Here is a 17322-nt window from a genome sequence, read left to right as displayed (position 1 = left end):
GTTGGTTTCACCGGAGCCGTTACATCTTTCACAGTTACTTTTTGAGTAGCTGTAGTAGTGTTTCCGTTTCCATCATTAAACGTCCAAGTGATTGTATAAGTTCCTTGTGTATTATAAGTCAAAGGATCAGTAGTCGTTCCCGTGATTGTTCCAGCACAAGAGTCTGTAGTTGTAGGAGCAACCGCTGTCGCAGTACATTCTCCAGAGACATCAGCCAAAGTTGGTTTCACCGGAGCCGTTACATCTTTCACAGTTACTTTTTGAGTAGCTGTAGTAGTGTTTCCGTTTCCATCATTGAACGTCCATGTGATTGTATAAATTCCTTGTGTATTATAAGTCAAAGGATCAGTAGTCGTTCCTGTGATTGTTCCAGCACAATTGTCTTTAGTAGTAGGAGCAACCGCTGTCGCAGTACATTCACCAGTAACATCAGTCAAAGTTGGTTTCACCGGAGGAGTAGTGTCACTTCCATCGATAACTATTGAAAGTGTATTTTGGCAATTATTAGTATCTGTAACAGTTACTGAATAGGTTCCAACTGTTAAATTAGTTAAATCTTCAGAAGTGGAAAGTGAATTTCCATTTTTTGTCCAGTTATAAGAGTATGAGCCAGAACCTCCTGTTACATTTAGGTCAATTGAAGCATTAGAGTCTCCATTACAAGATATATTAGTATGAGTCTCTGATAAAATAATTGAAGGCGTAATAGTTAATGTAACAGCTTTTCTAATTAAACTCAAACAAGTACCATTAGAAGCCTCTGCATAATAAGTTGAGCTACCTACTCCCACTTGAGTGGGTGAAGTTACTATGGTACCAGCAGTTGCTGAATTATACCAAGTTATAATTCCTCCTGTTGCAGTTGCAGTTAAAGTTTGAGTTGTTGTGCCATCGGAACATTCTGTTTGATTGCTCGCAATAACTACAGCTATAGATTTTGGTGAAGTACTTGCATTTGCTGAATTATTTGTAAGGTTAGAATCAGCTGATGAGCTTATCGTAGCTTTATTAATGTATTCTCCAGTGTCGTTTACTTTTGCTGTAATTTTCAAAACAACACTTTGGTTATTATTTAAACCACCTATTGTCCAAGCTCCCGAAGTATTATCATATGTACCTACAGTATATTCTGATGACAAATATTTATAACCGCTAGGTAGTAAGTCTTGCACAGAAACTCCTACTGCGTTACCAGGTCCGTTATTTTTTGCCGTTATGGTAAAAATAACATTTGAGCCCAAACAAGGTTCAGGTTCATTGACAGTTTTTGTTATTGATACATCACTACATATATTAACCGAAATAGGTTGTGATTGTACAAACGCTCCACAAGATAATGTTGAAGATACAGAGTAACTTCCTGTTGTAGTTGTTGTGTATGTATTTGAAATTGCTCCAGATATCTCATTTCCATCTAAAAACCATTGATATGGACCAAATCCTAAACTTGTAGATAATGTTGCCGTAGATGTGCATCCTATACCATCGTTATCAACGGTAGGAGCATCTGGTTGTTTTGTATAGTTAGAGAAAATTGCCGACATAGAAAAACCATAACCTTGTTGTACCAAGCTAACAGTCATTTTTGAAGCACCTTCTATTATTATATTTTTAGGTGATCCTATTTCCTCTTTAGTAAAATTAATTAAATACCACCCAGTTGTACCTAGTTGTCTTCTACCTGGTAAAGCTGAACCATTTACTTTTACTACGTCCGTAGCGCTTTGTATAAGGATGTAACCAAAATAAGGAAGGTCGGTATTATCGTATTTTGTAAATTTATAAGTTTCCACATAACTAGAACCACCACATGTTGAAACGGGAGCAACAGATGTAATGTCTACTTCACATGTAACTGCTGTACCTGAATAAACACCTATATTCTTATCACTAATAATTCTAGATGCTGAGTAAGAATCTAAAGAAGAAAAAGAATTCCCATTTGATGGTGTTGTCGTTCCATGTTTGAAAGTATAAAAATCACCCGCTGCCACTAATGTTTTTGTATTTGTAGATACCAAAGATCCGTCTGCCGCAAAGTTTGCTATTGTTAACTTCGTATTTGCTTCCGTCGCTATAACAGTAGTTTGTTCAGCTGTAGTGTTACCTTGACCTCTTACAATAAAGTATTCTTTACCTAAAACGGCTACAGGTGGTACTTGATCTAAAGTTCCGTCACCACAACCTTCTGGCGTATCAATTTTAGCGCCCGTATTTACTACCGCAGGTCCAGATGTCTCCACTAAAGAGCCCATATTAGCTTGAAATAAATAACTTTCACCCGCATTTAAAGTTATAGTAGGAATTCCATTTATTTTAACAGAAGTATTGTTATTAATAGCCATAACACTATACAAAGGTCTTGTATACCCCCAACCTCTAAAATTACCAACATCTCCATCTCGATAATATCCAACTCTAAAACTAACGCCTATCCCAGCATTACCAAAACTAGTTAAAGATGAATTTCCTTTGATAAAACTTTGATCGCCGTCGATTTGATCTGAGGCGATGTTTCTAAGATTTACAGAAACTGGCGCAGTAGCCGTAATATTTAAACCTGCAGCCGATATCACAATATTTTCAGCATAATATTCTGAACCAGAAGCTGTTGGTGAACCCGCAAATCTGTAAACGGCTGGCATTCCTTTTGAAGTAGATAAAGTAGTTATCAAGGTACCATCGCTCTTTTTTACAGCAACGGAAACAGTTGAAGAAGATTCGGTGGCAACAACTAATTCATTTACGCTGGTGAAATACCTCCATGGAGCTGGTGCAACGTAATGTTGATTATAGTATTGCGAATACGAACTAAATGAAACCATTAAGGCTAATAAAAAAAATACTATTTTAGTAGTGTTTTTTTTATTTTTATCACAAGAATTATGGTTATTGTTTTTCATGTTTTGAAAATCTTATTTATTTTATCTGTAAAGATTAATCTATTGTTTCTGTCCGTGTGCGGAGTTGTTATTAATATGCTTTCATTCTATTAGCATTGGTGAAACATAATTATAATTTCTAAAATAGAGTAACCTTTTAATAAAATCCATTTTATAGACTATTAAAAAGTTGTTTGATGAAACAGTAGTGACACGAAAAATAGGAGTTTTTGTAAAACAGGAAAAATCGTTATATAATGATATAAAAAACGTCATCACTGAAGTGTTTTTAATAAAAAATTTTTTTCTTTTTATTAAAAAAAGTTTGTCGTTATTAAGTTCGATAATTTTACTTGAAGTAATTTTTTCTATCATAATAGTAGGTTTTTATGCTTTCAAAATGAACAGTAGATTTCGGGCTAGAAACTATTGCACGTAATAAAAATATTATCAGAAACCAAATTTAAAATTAAATATTAACGTTTTCACAATTTTTCTTTGAATAACTTAAATAATCGTTAAAAGACGGTTTTCGCCACAATATCTGATATTAAATTATCTTATTTTTAAAAATAACAGGCATTAAATCTAATTTAAAAGCTTGTCTTTTTAATGCTGTACTCTATTTTATATATCAATTTTATGAAAACTACCTATTGTTTTTTCTTTGAAAAGAGAAGAGAAAATTCTTTTTTTAGATTCTTGAAATTGAAATATTTTTGACAGAAAACAATCTCTTGTCGTAAACTATAATTGCTCAGTTTTTCTCCTTTTTAGTTTGAATTTTATTTTTAACTAGGAGTAATTAGCATAAAGTAAAAAGTAGCCTTTCGTTAATATTTTTATTTTAAACTTGTATAAGGAATAGTATTATTTATAAGTTTTAATAACTGACTATCATAGCAGAAATAAAACTTTATTATTAATAAGAATTATATTGTTTTAGTCAACTAATTTTATATTGGGGCATAACGATAAATTACTTTAAGTGAAAGATTGCTGCTTTATTTAAACTACTTAGTTGTTTTTTTTAATTATGGTTTATAAGTATATTGAAGGTCTGTGTTTTAAGGGATATATGCAGAGTTTTTATGTGATTTCAGGTAAAAACAAACCTAAGATAATAATATATATTGTATCTTTCTAGTTCGATTAGTATTTATTGTAGATCATAAGAAAACACCTAAATATGAAAAATCTAATATTAATAAGACACGCAAAGTCAAATTGGGATGTGCCGCTACGAGATATTGATAGACCATTAGATCAAAGAGGAATGAAAGATGCTCATTTAGTTTCTTTAAGTATCTTGGATTTTATTCCTAAGACTTATGTGATATGGAGCAGCATTGCTAAGAGGGCGTCTGATACCGCGCTAATTTTTGCTCAAAACATTTTATATCCTATTGAATCTATTGATTATAAAGAAGCTCTTTATACTTTTGATGAAAAGCAGTTGGAAAAAACAATAAAGTCTTGCGAGAATACCTTTGATAGTATTATTCTTTTTGGGCATAATGCAGCAATTACAAATTTTGTTAATAAATTTGGGGACATTTCGATTAGTAATGTACCCACTAGCGGATTTGTAGCTTTAGAATTTGACACAGAGTATTGGGCAGAAATTAATAAGGGGAAGACAAAAAAAATAATAGTTCCAAAGGATTTAAAATAAATATAGTGCTAGAAAGAAAATACATAGATAGAGAAAAAAGTTGGTTAGCATTTAATGCCAGAGTACTCCAAGAAGCAGCAGATGAATCAGTACCACTTTTAGATAGATTACGTTTTTTAGGGATTTTTTCAAATAATTTAGATGAGTTTTTCAGAGTTCGTTTTGCTGCCATAAGAAGATTAAGTTTGTCGGGGAAGTCTGGAGAGAAAATTCTTGGAGGTATTTCATCTCAACAATTGGTAAAAGATATAACGGAGATTGTAATTGAAGATCAAACCGAAAGTCTTCTAATTCTAAAAAAAATTGAAACAGAACTAGAAGCGGAAGATATTTTTATCATAAATGAGAATGAAATTTCAGAAGAGCAAGAAATTTATTTAAAAGATTTTTTCATACAAAAATTAAGTCCTGAATTAGTGACGATTATTTTGAATGATTTGTCTGAATTTCCATTATTGAGAGATAATATGGGGTATTTGGCCATTAAATTAGTAATGAAAAAGAACTCAGAAGTTCGATATGCCATTATTGAAATTCCAAAGACAATGAATCGATTTGTAGTATTGCCTTCAAACGATGAAAGACAATATGTGATTCTTATTGATGATGTAATTAGACACAATTTAAAAAGTATATTTAATATTTTTGATTATCAGAGTGTTTCCGCTCATATGATAAAGATTAGCCGCGATGCTCAATTGGATATTGATAGTGATTTGAGCAAGAGTATGCTTGAGAAAATTTCGACAAGTGTAAAAGACCGAATAATAGGGGAACCTGTTCGTTTTATATACGATCAATTAATTGATAAAGATACTTTAAGGTTCTTTTTAGATAAGATGAAAATTCATTCGACAGACAGTATAATACCTGGCGGGAGATATCATAACAGAAGAGATTATATGGATTTTCCAAATTTGGGACGATTCGATTTATTGTATGCAAAAAATGATCCGTTGCCCATTCCTGGATTAAGTTTGGAAGGAAGTATATTGCAAAAAATCAGTGAAAAGGATTATCTTCTAAATGCACCATACCAATCCTTTTCTTATCTCACTAAATTTCTTCGTGAAGCGGCTTTAGATCCTAAAGTGACTACGATTAAAATAACATTGTACCGCTTAGCTAAAAACTCCCAAATCATAAGTTCTCTTATAAATGCGGCGAAGAATGGTAAAAAAGTTATAGTTCAGATTGAATTACAGGCACGATTTGATGAAGCATCAAATATATCGTATGCAGAACAAATGCAAATTGAGGGCATCGAACTTATTTTTGGGGTAAAGGGACTAAAGGTTCATAGTAAAATATGTGTTATTGAACGAAATGAAAGTGGAAAAGTAAAAAGGTATGGCTTTATATCAACAGGAAACTTTAATGAAGCCACCGCAAAAGTCTATACTGATGTCACACTATTTACAAGTCATCAACAGATCCTAAAAGACATTAATAAAATATTTGACTTCTTTAATATTAATTATAGGTTGTACCGTTATAAACACCTAATTGTTTCGCCACATTATACCCGAGTTCGATTCTATAAATTAATTGATAGAGAAATTCTTCATGCATTAGCGGGTAGAAAAACATACATAAAATTAAAAATGAATAGTTTGTCTGATTTTGGAATGATCGACAAGTTGTATGAAGCCAGCAATGCTGGAGTGAAAATACAACTCGAAGTAAGAGGAATTTGTTCTCTTATTCCTGGTGTTAAGGGAATGAGTGCAAATATTGAAGCCATTAGTATTGTTGATAATTATTTAGAACATTCTAGAATATATATCTTTGGAAATGCTGGGCAAACCGAAGTTTTTATTTCTTCGGCTGATTTTATGAATCGTAATCTCGATGGAAGGGTAGAAGTGACTTGTCCTATCTACGATCAAGAGATCAAAAAAGAATTAATTGATAATTTTGATTTAGGCTGGAAAGGAAATGTAAAAGCACGTATTCATTCTGCTTTATTGGATAATAAGTATCGCGAGAGAAATAGTGATCCTGTATTTAGAGCTCAAATAGAAACCTATAAATATTATCAAAAGAAAGTCGAATTATTGGCAGAAACTTTTTAAAAACATAAATTTTATTTTCAGCTAATTTTAGCAAAAAAGTAAACTCAAAATCATAATTAAGAATGATTAATATAAAAAAATACGCTGCAATCGATATTGGATCTAATGCCATGCGCTTATTAATTGTAAATATTGTTGAACAAGAGGGTAAAGAACCTCAATTTAATAAAAGTTCCTTGGTTCGTGTGCCTATTCGTTTAGGACAGGATGCCTTTACTGTCGGTGAAATATCCGAAGAAAATATAGATCGAATGTGCGACGCGATGACAGCATTCAATCTGTTGATGAAAGTGCATAAAGTACAGGCGTATAAGGCATTTGCAACCTCTGCAATGAGAGAAGCATATAACGGAAAAGAAGTTGCAGACCTTATAAGGGAAAAAGCAGATATTAATATAGAAATCATTGACGGGAAAATGGAAGCGGCAATCATCGCTTCAACGGATTTGCACCACTTGCTAAAAACAGATCAAACCTATCTTTTTGTGGATGTTGGTGGTGGTAGTACCGAATTTACACTTTTTTCGAATGGTAAAATAGTTGTGTCCAAATCGTTTAAAGCGGGAACTGTACGTTTATTAAATAATATGGTTTGCGATGTAGTATGGGATGAAATAGAAAAATGGATTAAAACCAATACCGTCGATTATGAGGAAGTTACCTTGATAGGTTCTGGAGGTAATATCAATAAGCTATTTAAAATGTCAGGTAAAATCCAAGAAAAGCCTTTGTCGTATATTTATATGACTTCACAATATGCTTTTTTGAATTCATTGACATACGAGCAAAGAATTTCGGAGTTGGGATTAAATCCGGATCGCGCAGATGTTATTATTCCTGCTACTAGAATTTATTTAAATGCAATGAAATGGAGTGGCGCGCGACAAATCTATGTTCCTAAAATTGGATTATCAGATGGAATTGTCAAGGCTATGTATTTTGGTAAAATATAAATTTAAGTTGTGGGTGTGAGTTAAGAGTTAAATAGCTTATTGTTAACTAATTAATGTTTTAATTGGGATTATCTTTATATAAATATACCTGATGGACAAATATCGATTGGAGATGTTCAGCAATGGTGTACTCGCAATCATAATTACCATTATGATATTGGAAATTGATGGTCAGCTTGGAACTGAGTTTACTGATTTGATATCCCTTTTTCCTGCTTTTTTTAGTTATATATTGAGCTTTGTCTATGTTGGAATTTATTGGAAAAACACTGCCATTTAATGCAAAGTATTTCTAAAGTTAATGCGCAAATACTTTGGGCTAATTTACACTTCTTATTTTGGTTGTCATTAATTCCTATTTCTCCAAAAGGGATGGGAGTCCATTATTTTGCTAAAACAACACTTACTTTTTATGGAATAATATTATTTTTATGTTCCATGTCTTTTTGGATTCTGCAAAACGCTATTATTGCAAATGAGGGTAAAGAGTCACGGATTGCAACTGCGGTGGGGAAGGACGCTAAAGGAAAACTTAGCTTTATATTATATTTTGTTCTTTTTACAGCGTATTGATTTCAGTTGTTATTTACGTTTTGGTACTAATGATTTGGTTAATTCGAGATAAGAAAATAGAAAAAAAAATAAATTTAGATAAAATATAAATTAATAATTTGGGGTATTAACGGATGTTTTTTATGCGTCTAAATCTAATCCAAATGTGGTTCTTAACAGTTCAATACTAGGATTTATTTCATGTAACCTATTGTATCGGTCTTGATCATTAAAATTCTTTTTATTTTCGAAACTTTCATTTACAATAACTTCAATGGTAATATCATGATTGTGTAAATGTCCTTTTAAATGTCCTAGCAACCCATTAAGTTCTTTTTCAAAATCTAATTTTGAACCTTCGTTAGGCAATTCAAGTGAAATAGCAAATCCATTCAAAACGGGATCGTTTATAAGTAACAATGATTCCATAATTTTAAATCCTTTGTCACCTAAACGTTTCGCGTATTTAGTCCATTGGACTAACATTTCTGTTTCAGAAAAGGCTTCGGTAGGTAAATCGACAACTTCTTTTACATATGCTTTATTACTCTCTTCCAATGCTCTTTTGGCACGGATACTAGATAATGAAAAGGCAGAAATACTAGGTCCGCTTGATGATGGTTCCGTTTTTACAGGAGTGGCAGGAGCAGTGATTTCCTGTGTTTTTTCTACTACAATTTCCTGCGGTTTTACAAGGGATTGTAATGGAGCAGGTTTTGCTTCTGTAGCTTTTGTTTGATCAGCTATGGAATAATCCGTTTTTCTAAAATAGGTAGGGGGAATTATAAAGGACTCAACTTTTTTTTTTCTCCATCAAAAGTGATAGAGGCAAGTTGCATTAGGCAAAGTTCAACGAGCAATCGCTGATTTTGACTCAACTTGTATTTTAAATCACAATCATTTGCAATAGCAATTCCTTTCAATAGAAAATCTTGGTTGCATTTCTGAGCTTGCAATCCGTACATTTTTTGAGCTTGTTCACCTACTTCTAATAAGGATAGAGTTGAAGGTGTTTTGCTAACTAGTAAATCTCTAAAATGGGAGGCTAATCCAGACACAAAATGATGCGCATCAAAACCTTTAGAAAGAATGTCGTTAAAAGCCATTAGTAATTCAGGAATTTTATTTTCAAGAATTAAATCTGTAACCGTGATGTAGGTCTCGTAATCGAGTACGTTTAAGTTTTCGGTAACAGCTTGACGAGTTAAGTTAGTTCCACAATAAGAAACGACTCTGTCAAAAATAGATAAAGCATCACGCATGGCACCATCTGCTTTTTGTGCAATAATATGTAAGGCGTCATCTTCAAAAACGATTCCCTGGCTTGTTGCAACTTCAGCTAGATGTTCTTTAGCATCTTTAACGGTGATTCTTTTGAAATCAAAGATCTGGCAACGCGATAAAATGGTTGGGATAATCTTATGTTTTTCGGTAGTTGCCAATATAAAAATGGCATGCTTTGGCGGTTCTTCTAATGTTTTTAGAAAAGCATTAAATGCCGCTGAAGATAACATATGTACCTCATCAATAATATAAACTTTATATTTTCCAGTTTGTGGCGGAATACGAACCTGATCAATCAAGTTTCTGATATCATCAACTGAATTGTTAGAGGCAGCATCTAATTCGAATACATTAAAAGCAAAATCTTCGGTAGGGTCATCGTAACCTGGTTGATTGATTTTTCTGGCTAAAATACGAGCACAAGTGGTTTTCCCAACTCCTCTAGGTCCCGTAAATAATAGGGCAGAGGCAAGGTGATTGCTTTCTATGGCGTTCAGCAAAGTATTGGTAATGGCTTTTTGTCCCACTACATCATTAAATGTTTGAGGACGATACTTACGAGCCGATACAATGAATTGTTCCATAGAATTTTTATTCGAAAGCAAATATAGTCATTGCCATTATATTATGAAAATGATAAATTGTTTAATTCTAAAATTATTGGTAAAAGAAATTTTCTCTTCAACTTTTAAAAGACAGAGAGACTTGATGCAGTTAATAATTTAGGCTTTTTAGCAGTGTTTAACTAGTTTTATTTTATTGAACTAAAAGTTTGAATTCTAAGTAGATAATCAATATTACTCAAAATTGTTGAAAATAAGTTTGAGTGTTTATTCTCAAAGTTTCTATGCTGTTTTCATTCATAAATTAGTTAAACCTGTGAAACTCATATGTCGAATTATAGATGAATTTTCATTTGTGTTTCGCAGGTTAACGATTATAAAAACGCAGTATTCTTAAATTTTGCGAAGTAAAAATTGACAATATTATTATTTTCTGCCGTCAATGGTTAGTTTAATTAATACTTGTGCGGCATCACTAACTGAATTTGCTGCGAAACCAGTAACAAAAACACCATTTTCACCAGATTTTGTAGTTATTCCGTAGACTATTGCTTCGTCATCTGGATTTGAATTTCCTTCATAACGATAGATGTGTACAATTTGGTAATGGTTGGGGTTTTTAACAATATCCTCTTCATGAAGGTTAAAATCATAAGTAAATCCATTTTCTTTTAATTCTTCTAAGGCCTTTGAGACAGTGGCGTAATGATAAGTATGTTCCATATTTTTTTTAATGTTTTTAAAGATCAAAAATTCAAGATAACTTTTTTATTTTATTCTGTTTTTTATGCTAATATTTATCAGCGCCTGAGCAGCATCAGTAATTGAGTTTGCAGAAAATCCCGCGACAAAGACTCCTTTTTTTCCGGACGTTGATTGGATACCATAAACTACGGATTCATCCCCAGGATCTGTATCGCCTTCATAACGATAGATATGTTTGATCTGATATTTTTGCGGGTTTTTTGCAATATCCTCTTCATGAAGATTAAAGTCATAGTTGAAGCCATTTTCATTTAACTCGTCTAAGGCTTTGGAAACAGTGGCATAGTGATACGTTTGAGTCATGATTTTTATGTTTTATTTCGAAGTTATTTTATAAAAGAAATTAGATTAAGTGCTGCATTGATTGCTATTATTTTCAATACATAACTTAGACAATACAATTGCTGCCTCATTACCCGTTTTAGCTGAAAAACCGGCAACAAAAACGCCTCTTTTACCAGAGGAAGACGTAATACCATATACTATAGTTGAATCACCAGGATCAGAATTTCCTTCATATCTGTAAACATGTCTTACTTGATGTTCAGCGGGTTTTTTAATAATGTCCTCCTGATAAATATTATAATCGTAAGTAAACCCTAATTCCTTTAGCTCATCGAGGGCTTCAGAGACGGTTGAATAATGATATATAGGTTTCATATAAAGCGATTTTAAGTTACTCTTAAAGATAATCAATTTAAAATTAAGAGTTTATAAAATAGCTGTTAAACTAAAATTTATTATTTGACATCGAGTTAAAATTGTTGTAATTTTGCGGCACAGACCGCCTTATCGCTTTATACTGAACTCGTTTCAGTACCTATTGATTTTTAGTTTAAATTTCATAAGGTTCCGAATCAAGTTCGGAATAAAGAGGAAAGTCCGGACACCTTAGAGAAGCATAGCGGGTAACCCCCGTCGGTTTTGTCTGCAAAGGCGAGATTAGGACAAGTGCAACAGAAAGTATGTACAGGTAATGCTGTAGTGAAACCAGGTAAACTCTATGCGGTGAAATATCAAGTATATCAGCATTTAAGGGCTTCTCGTCCGTTGTTGAAGGGTAGATAGCTTGAGCTTATGAGTAATTATAAGCCTAGATAAATGATAAGGGTCCCGATTTATTGGGATACAGAATCCGGCTTATAGGTCTGTTTTTTTTTATATTCTAAGAATTAATAAATAAAAGATTGTGAAATCTAAAAGGGAACCATTAAGAAATTAAGTTTCATTAAGTCAGTAGGCTTGATTTTCTAAATTTCTTAATGGTTTAATTTTTATTGCAAATAGTAGTTATGAAAACAAGAATTGGAGTTTTAGGAATGGGTGGAGTAGGTGGTTATTTTGGCGGATTATTGGCTAAAGTCTATGCTGAATCAGATCAATTCGAAATTGTATTTATTGCTCGCGGTGAAACCCAAAAAGCAATTGCAGCTTCAGGATTAAAGATAATCACTGACGAAAATGAAATAATTGCTTTTCCTAGTATTGTATCTAATGATCCTATAACAATCGGAAAACTCGATTTTCTTATTTGCGCGACAAAAACGTATGATATAGAAGAAAGTCTTCTTTCGTTAGAAAAATGCATTACTAAAAACACAATAATCCTACCTTTATATAATGGTGTCGATGCACCAGAAAGAATAAGTACCCTCTATCCTGATAATGAAGTTTTACAGGGCTGCGTGTATATCGTTTCCATGATCGAATCTCCAGGAGTCATAAGAAAAATGGGGCCTTATGAAAAATTATATTTTGGATCTGATACAGCGCCCATTGGAAGGCTTAAAGCATTACAAACAATTTTTAAAGACGCAGCAATAGAAAGTTACCTGGTTGATACTATAGAGGAAACAGTTTGGGAGAAATTCATATTCATTTCTGCTTTGGCTTCAGCCACATCGTACTTAAATCAAAATATAGGTGAGATCATAAATAGTAATTCCAGTAGAGCAGTATATGTTGAACTTCTTAATGAGATTTCCATGTTAGCCGCGGTAAAAGGGTTGAATTTACCCAATGATATTGTTATGCAAACCATTCTTAAACTAGAAAAAACACCTCAAGATGCCACTTCATCGATGCATCGTGATGTATTGGCTGGTAGAAAATTTGAATTGGCTTCATTGACTGAATTTGTTGTGAATGAAGGACTGAAATATGAAATGGAATTACCTACTTATAAAATGGTGTTGGATAAATTGGACAAGATAAATGATGCTGTTTAATCTCTTAGCTTGAATTCTAAACCAATATTCCGGACGCTTTCAATACTGATTCGATTGTCATCATTAAAATATTTTCTGATTTTACTGATATAAACATCCATACTTCTTCCAGAAAAGAAATCATCATTTTCCCAAATCGCTTTAAGTATTTGTTCTCTTTTGATCATTTGGTTTTTGTGAATATAAAAAAAATGAATAAGGGCAGCTTCTTTCTCTGTGAGTTGTTGTGTTTTGGTGTTATTTTTTAAAGTTAGGCGTTTCGTATCGAATAAATAAGAGCTAATTTGTAATTCATCAACTTTAGAAAAAACAGTATATTTTTGTAGGCTTCTTTTCAATATGTTATTCAGGCGTAAGATAAGTTCTTCGGCTTCGAATGGTTTTGCAATATAATCATCGGCACCTAGCTTTAATCCGATGATTTTGTCCTCTTTTAGTTTTCTTGCCGTTAGAAAAACAAAAGGAATTTCTGGATTGATTTTGATTATTTTTTCTGCAAGAGTAAAACCATCCATCTTTGGCATCATAACATCAAAAATACAAATATCAAAAGACACTGATTCAAAAATAGCCAATGCTTCTTCTCCGTTTTGCACCCAAGTCACATCATATTCATACAATCCTAAATATTGTTTTAGAACACTAGCAAAATCATAATCATCTTCGACTAAAAGTATTTTTTTCAATTGTGAATAGTTAGACTTTAAACATAATGGTAAATACAGATCCTTTTCCTAAATCACTTATAACAGCAATTGATCCTTGGTGTGCTTTTATAATTTGATTTACATAATAAAGTCCTAATCCCAGTCCTTTTGTATTATGTAAATTGCCTTTCTCCACTCTGTAAAACTTATCAAAAAGTAAGGAGTGTTTATTCTTAGAAATTCCAATTCCATTGTCTTTAATACTAATGTTAAATTGATTTTGGATTAATTCTGTTTTTATATTAATAACGGTACTACCATATTTCACGGCATTTTCAAGCACGTTTTGAATGGCAGTTGTTAAATGGAATTGGTCTAACAATAAAGTGGTTTTTGCGGCATTGATGTCTGATGTAATATTAATTTCAGGATTTGCAATTTTGAAATCTACTATAATTGTATTCAAAAAAGTTTCCAAATCAATTTTTTCTTTTTGTAGTTCAAATTCACCTAATGAACTTGACATTACCTGGTCGATTAAGTTTTGCAAACGATTATTTTGACGTGAAATCGTATGGAGGATCATGTTGAATTGGACTTCATTATCCCGAATCTCTTTTCGCTCCAATATCTTAGTAGAAATTCCCAAAGTTGTCAACGGTGTTTTGAGCTCATGGGTGATGTTATTTATAAAATCAGTTTTGACATCATTTACCTTTTTTTGTTTGATTAATGCTTTAATGGCAATTACAAAAAGAGTTATTAATGTTATAATAGAAAATAAGGATAAGATTAAAACCATTCTCATTCTTTTTAGAATTATGGTTTCCCATTCTATTACAGAAACATACATTGAATCTTCAGTAAGCAATTTATAATCCTGCATTTGTAAAGAACCACTAGTTGTTCCGGCATAATTCCGAACTAGAAAGGCATTGTCCAAAGAGATTAAATTACCATATAATTTATTTTTAATAAATGACTTTTCGGAAAAAAGTGTATCTGCTTTTTGAGCACTTTTATAAAGGATAAATTTGTTCAGTACAACTGCAAAGTTAATTGTGATATCCGGTATTTCTCTTTCTAATTTTAGTTGTAATTTTCGTGTTAGCACATCTCTATATTCGTTGTGTAACAATGCATATGTAAGGTCGGATTTTCTTTTTTTGTTTTGTAGGTAGCGCTGAGCTAGTTGTTTATAAAGTAAATCTTTCTTATAGACAATAGCCGAATCAATATCACTGTAATCATTTGTGATAGAGGCAATTTCCTCTTTGATTTCCGCATGAAACTGTGCTACTTTGTAATTATAGGTGATTTTCACCAAAAAAAAATGAACAACACACAACACAATTAGCGCTATAATTGAAAAGGTGATTAATAAATTGATTCTTTGTTTCATTTGTTGAAATATACCATCCAAAAATAAGTATTTAATTATTTAATCTAGGCTTTAACCTCGCATTAACCTTCGATTAACTTAGCTTGTTAGTATTTAGAAGCATTTTTGTAATGGTTTAAATATAATTACAATTTTAAATGAAGAATAGCATTATTACAATTTGTCTTTTTATAACAGCATTTGGTTACGGACAAAAGGAAACTCCAAAGGACAGTATTTCTACTAAATTAAAAGAAGTAATGGTTAGTAGCCAAAATAAACTTTTTACCAATAAAAATGGAAATATCAAAGTTGATGTTGCGAATTCAATTTATAATTCAACACCAAGTACTTTAGGTCTATTAGCAAAAATGCCAAATATTCAGGTAAGTACTGATAAAGAAAGTATTACTGTTATAGGAAAAGGGAATCCTTTGATCTATATTGATAATCAAAAAGTAGGAATAAATGATTTGAATTCTTTAGCTGTTGATGCTATTAAAAGCATTGAAATTATCAATAATCCATCTTCAAAATATGAGGCTTCAGGAAGAGTAGTTATATTGATTGCAAGAAAGTTAAGTAAAAAAGAAGGTTTTGAAACTACTTTATCTGAGATAGCATCTTTTAAAAAGTATTTCAACAACTATTTAGGAATTAATTCTACTTTAAAGAAAAATAAATTTGAGTTTAAAGCAAATTTTGACTACAATCAAGTTAAAATCTGGGAAAGTAACGGGAATAACTTTACGATTCCTTCTAACGATATTATTTCAAATTATTTGGTTAAAGCAGTTACAAAAAGGCCACAATTTATTTTTGGAGGCGCGGCTTTCTATAAAATAAATGAAGAGGATTATTTTTCTTTAAATTTTGGCAGAAGAAGCCAAAAAGATATTTTTGATATTAAGACACAGACCTATAATCCGCAACAAAGTACAATTAATGAAGTCAATACTTTTAATGCTAATGACGAAAAAAGAAGCTTTTCTAACGGTTTTTTAAATTATAACCATAAAATAAAAAGTATTGATGGTATTTTATTTTCGGGTTTTCAATATTCCAAGTTTAATCAGGAAATTGCAAGTGTAATTTCTAATAATTACAATAATACTGGTTTTGAACTATCACAAAATAGAAATCAAAAAATAAATATTGCTGTTTTCTCAGGAAGGTTTGATTTTGAAAAAGAGTTTAAAAACAAAACGAAGTTGGAATTCGGAGCACTTTACCTACGGGCAAATTCTAATACCAATTTTTTTGTACAAAATGAGAGTCCCATAAGTATAATAAATTCAGATTATAATTATAAAGAAAAAAATAGTGCCGTCTATTCTCAGTTTTCTGGAAGCATTAAGAAAATAAATTATTCCTTTGGTTTAAGAGCTGAAAATACTATTGTAAAAGGGAAGTATCAATCAGAAAAAGCATTATTAATAGATAAGAATTACACTAATCTGTTTCCAAAAGTGACAGTCGAAATCCCAATAGATAGTACAAATACGATTAATTTAAATTATGGTAAAAGTATTTCAAGGCCAAATTTTTCTTCAACGAGTCAGGTTTCGGCTTATATAAATCCCTATTTTGTTTGGTCAAATAATATCAACCTAGACCCAACAATTACGGATGAAGTTGCTTTAAGTTATCAATATAAAGAGAAATCTGTAAAAGTGAGCTACAACAAAATTAGTAATCCAGTTTATTATGGTTCTTCTTATGATTCCGCTCAAAATATATTGACTCTTAAAAACACGAATTTTGAAAAAGAGACGGGCTTTAATTTAGAATTTACGGTTCCGTTCAAGTACAAATTTTGGACAGTTACCAATACTTTAAATTTTGCTTTGAGTAAGATTGAAGATAGTCAAGCCGTTGTAAATGAGGCAAAACCGTATTTGTATTATTATTCTAATCATTCGTTCAAGTTGCCAAAAGAAATAGAAGTATCCTTAACAGGTTGGGGGCTGACAAAACAGCAGCAAGGCATTTTTGAAAGAAGTGCTTTGTTTACAATGGATTTTGCAATTTCTAAAACACTTTTTAAGCACTTTGATTGTGCAATAAGTTACAATGATATTTTTAAGCAAATGAAATTTAATGAAAATTTCACGATCAATACTATATCTGCAAAAGGAATTTATTATACCGATTCTAATTTAGTATCCGTTTCAGTAAAATATTCCTTTGGAAAAATAAAAAACCCCGAATTTAAGGAGAAAAATATTGATGAAAATTCGAGTAGAATTCGATAAATTACTTTTTAAAAATGTTAAAACAGAAAAGCTTTTGCAATTGCAAGAGTTTTTCTGTTTTT

At 31.7% G+C, this 17322-nt stretch carries 13 protein-coding genes, 1 other RNA gene and 2 pseudogenes; 8 read left to right on the top strand and 8 right to left on the bottom strand.

Annotated features, from left to right (window positions below; all coding sequences use genetic code 11):
* Positions 1-2903 (bottom strand): annotated as a pseudogene (locus QO200_RS04285) (hypothetical protein); the annotation flags it as partial.
* 1168 nt (positions 2904-4071) lie between these two features.
* Here QO200_RS04285 and QO200_RS04280 point away from each other — a divergent pair.
* The 4 genes and pseudogenes from QO200_RS04280 (at position 4072) to QO200_RS04265 (ending at position 8158) form a co-directional block, all read left to right on the top strand.
* A complete protein-coding gene (locus QO200_RS04280) occupies positions 4072-4557 on the top strand; it encodes a histidine phosphatase family protein (protein ID WP_371536789.1) in 486 nt (161 codons plus the stop codon).
* A gap of 5 nt (positions 4558-4562) precedes the next feature.
* A complete protein-coding gene (gene ppk1 / locus QO200_RS04275; RefSeq protein ID WP_371536787.1) occupies positions 4563-6632 on the top strand; it encodes a polyphosphate kinase 1 in 2070 nt (689 codons plus the stop codon).
* Positions 6633-6694: 62 nt separating this feature from the next.
* A complete protein-coding gene (locus QO200_RS04270) occupies positions 6695-7585 on the top strand; it encodes a Ppx/GppA phosphatase family protein (RefSeq protein ID WP_371536785.1) in 891 nt (296 codons plus the stop codon).
* 91 nt (positions 7586-7676) lie between these two features.
* Positions 7677-8158 (top strand): annotated as a pseudogene (locus QO200_RS04265) (TMEM175 family protein).
* Positions 8159-8278: 120 nt separating this feature from the next.
* On the opposite strand, the gene QO200_RS04260 reads toward QO200_RS04265, so the two are convergent.
* Entirely contained in the window at positions 8279-8695 is a 417-nt protein-coding gene (locus QO200_RS04260) for a DNA polymerase III subunit gamma/tau (RefSeq protein ID WP_371536782.1), read from the bottom strand.
* Positions 8696-8702: 7 nt separating this feature from the next.
* On the opposite strand from QO200_RS04260, the gene QO200_RS04255 reads away from it, so the two are divergent.
* Complete coding sequence (locus QO200_RS04255) at positions 8703-8876, top strand: hypothetical protein (RefSeq protein ID WP_371536779.1); 174 nt, start codon at positions 8703-8705, stop codon at positions 8874-8876.
* Positions 8877-8919: 43 nt separating this feature from the next.
* Here the strand turns inward: QO200_RS04255 and dnaX are convergent, their stop codons facing one another.
* From dnaX to QO200_RS04235, 4 genes are all read right to left on the bottom strand, one after another.
* A complete protein-coding gene (gene dnaX, locus QO200_RS04250) occupies positions 8920-10005 on the bottom strand; it encodes a DNA polymerase III subunit gamma/tau (RefSeq protein WP_371536776.1) in 1086 nt (361 codons plus the stop codon).
* 405 nt (positions 10006-10410) lie between these two features.
* The gene (locus QO200_RS04245) at positions 10411-10707 is read right to left on the bottom strand and encodes a hypothetical protein (RefSeq protein WP_371536774.1); all 297 of its coding nucleotides are present in this window, start codon (positions 10705-10707) and stop codon (positions 10411-10413) included.
* A gap of 45 nt (positions 10708-10752) precedes the next feature.
* Positions 10753-11052: a hypothetical protein gene (locus tag QO200_RS04240; RefSeq protein ID WP_371536771.1), complete on the bottom strand. Its 300-nt coding sequence runs from the start codon at positions 11050-11052 to the stop codon at positions 10753-10755.
* Between the two features lie 45 nt (positions 11053-11097).
* Positions 11098-11409, bottom strand: a complete 312-nt coding sequence (locus QO200_RS04235; protein WP_371536768.1) for a hypothetical protein — start codon at positions 11407-11409, stop codon at positions 11098-11100.
* A gap of 116 nt (positions 11410-11525) precedes the next feature.
* Here QO200_RS04235 and rnpB point away from each other — a divergent pair.
* Together rnpB and QO200_RS04225 are read left to right on the top strand one after the other, a co-directional pair.
* An RNA gene (gene rnpB, locus QO200_RS04230) (RNase P RNA component class A) lies at positions 11526-11908 on the top strand.
* A 133-nt stretch (positions 11909-12041) separates the two neighbouring features.
* Positions 12042-12977: a ketopantoate reductase family protein gene (locus QO200_RS04225; RefSeq protein WP_371536766.1), complete on the top strand. Its 936-nt coding sequence runs from the start codon at positions 12042-12044 to the stop codon at positions 12975-12977.
* Here QO200_RS04225 and QO200_RS04220 read toward each other — a convergent pair.
* Positions 12974-13663 (bottom strand): response regulator transcription factor, encoded by a 690-nt coding sequence (locus tag QO200_RS04220; RefSeq protein ID WP_371536763.1) that lies wholly within the window; start codon positions 13661-13663, stop codon positions 12974-12976. The two genes, QO200_RS04225 and QO200_RS04220, sit on opposite strands and share 4 nt — an antisense overlap.
* A gap of 10 nt (positions 13664-13673) precedes the next feature.
* Positions 13674-15026: a sensor histidine kinase gene (locus QO200_RS04215; RefSeq protein ID WP_371536761.1), complete on the bottom strand. Its 1353-nt coding sequence runs from the start codon at positions 15024-15026 to the stop codon at positions 13674-13676.
* Between the two features lie 137 nt (positions 15027-15163).
* On the opposite strand from QO200_RS04215, the gene QO200_RS04210 reads away from it, so the two are divergent.
* On the top strand, positions 15164-17260 hold the full coding sequence (locus tag QO200_RS04210; protein ID WP_371536757.1) for a TonB-dependent receptor domain-containing protein: 2097 nt from the start codon (positions 15164-15166) through the stop codon (positions 17258-17260).
* The last annotated feature ends 62 nt before the right edge of the window (positions 17261-17322 follow it).

The sequence above is a fragment of the Flavobacterium sp. Arc3 genome (assembly GCF_041431375.1).
Lineage (GTDB): Bacteria > Bacteroidota > Bacteroidia > Flavobacteriales > Flavobacteriaceae > Flavobacterium.
Note: the sequence above shows the minus strand (reverse complement) of the source record. Positions and strands in the feature narration are given on the sequence as shown.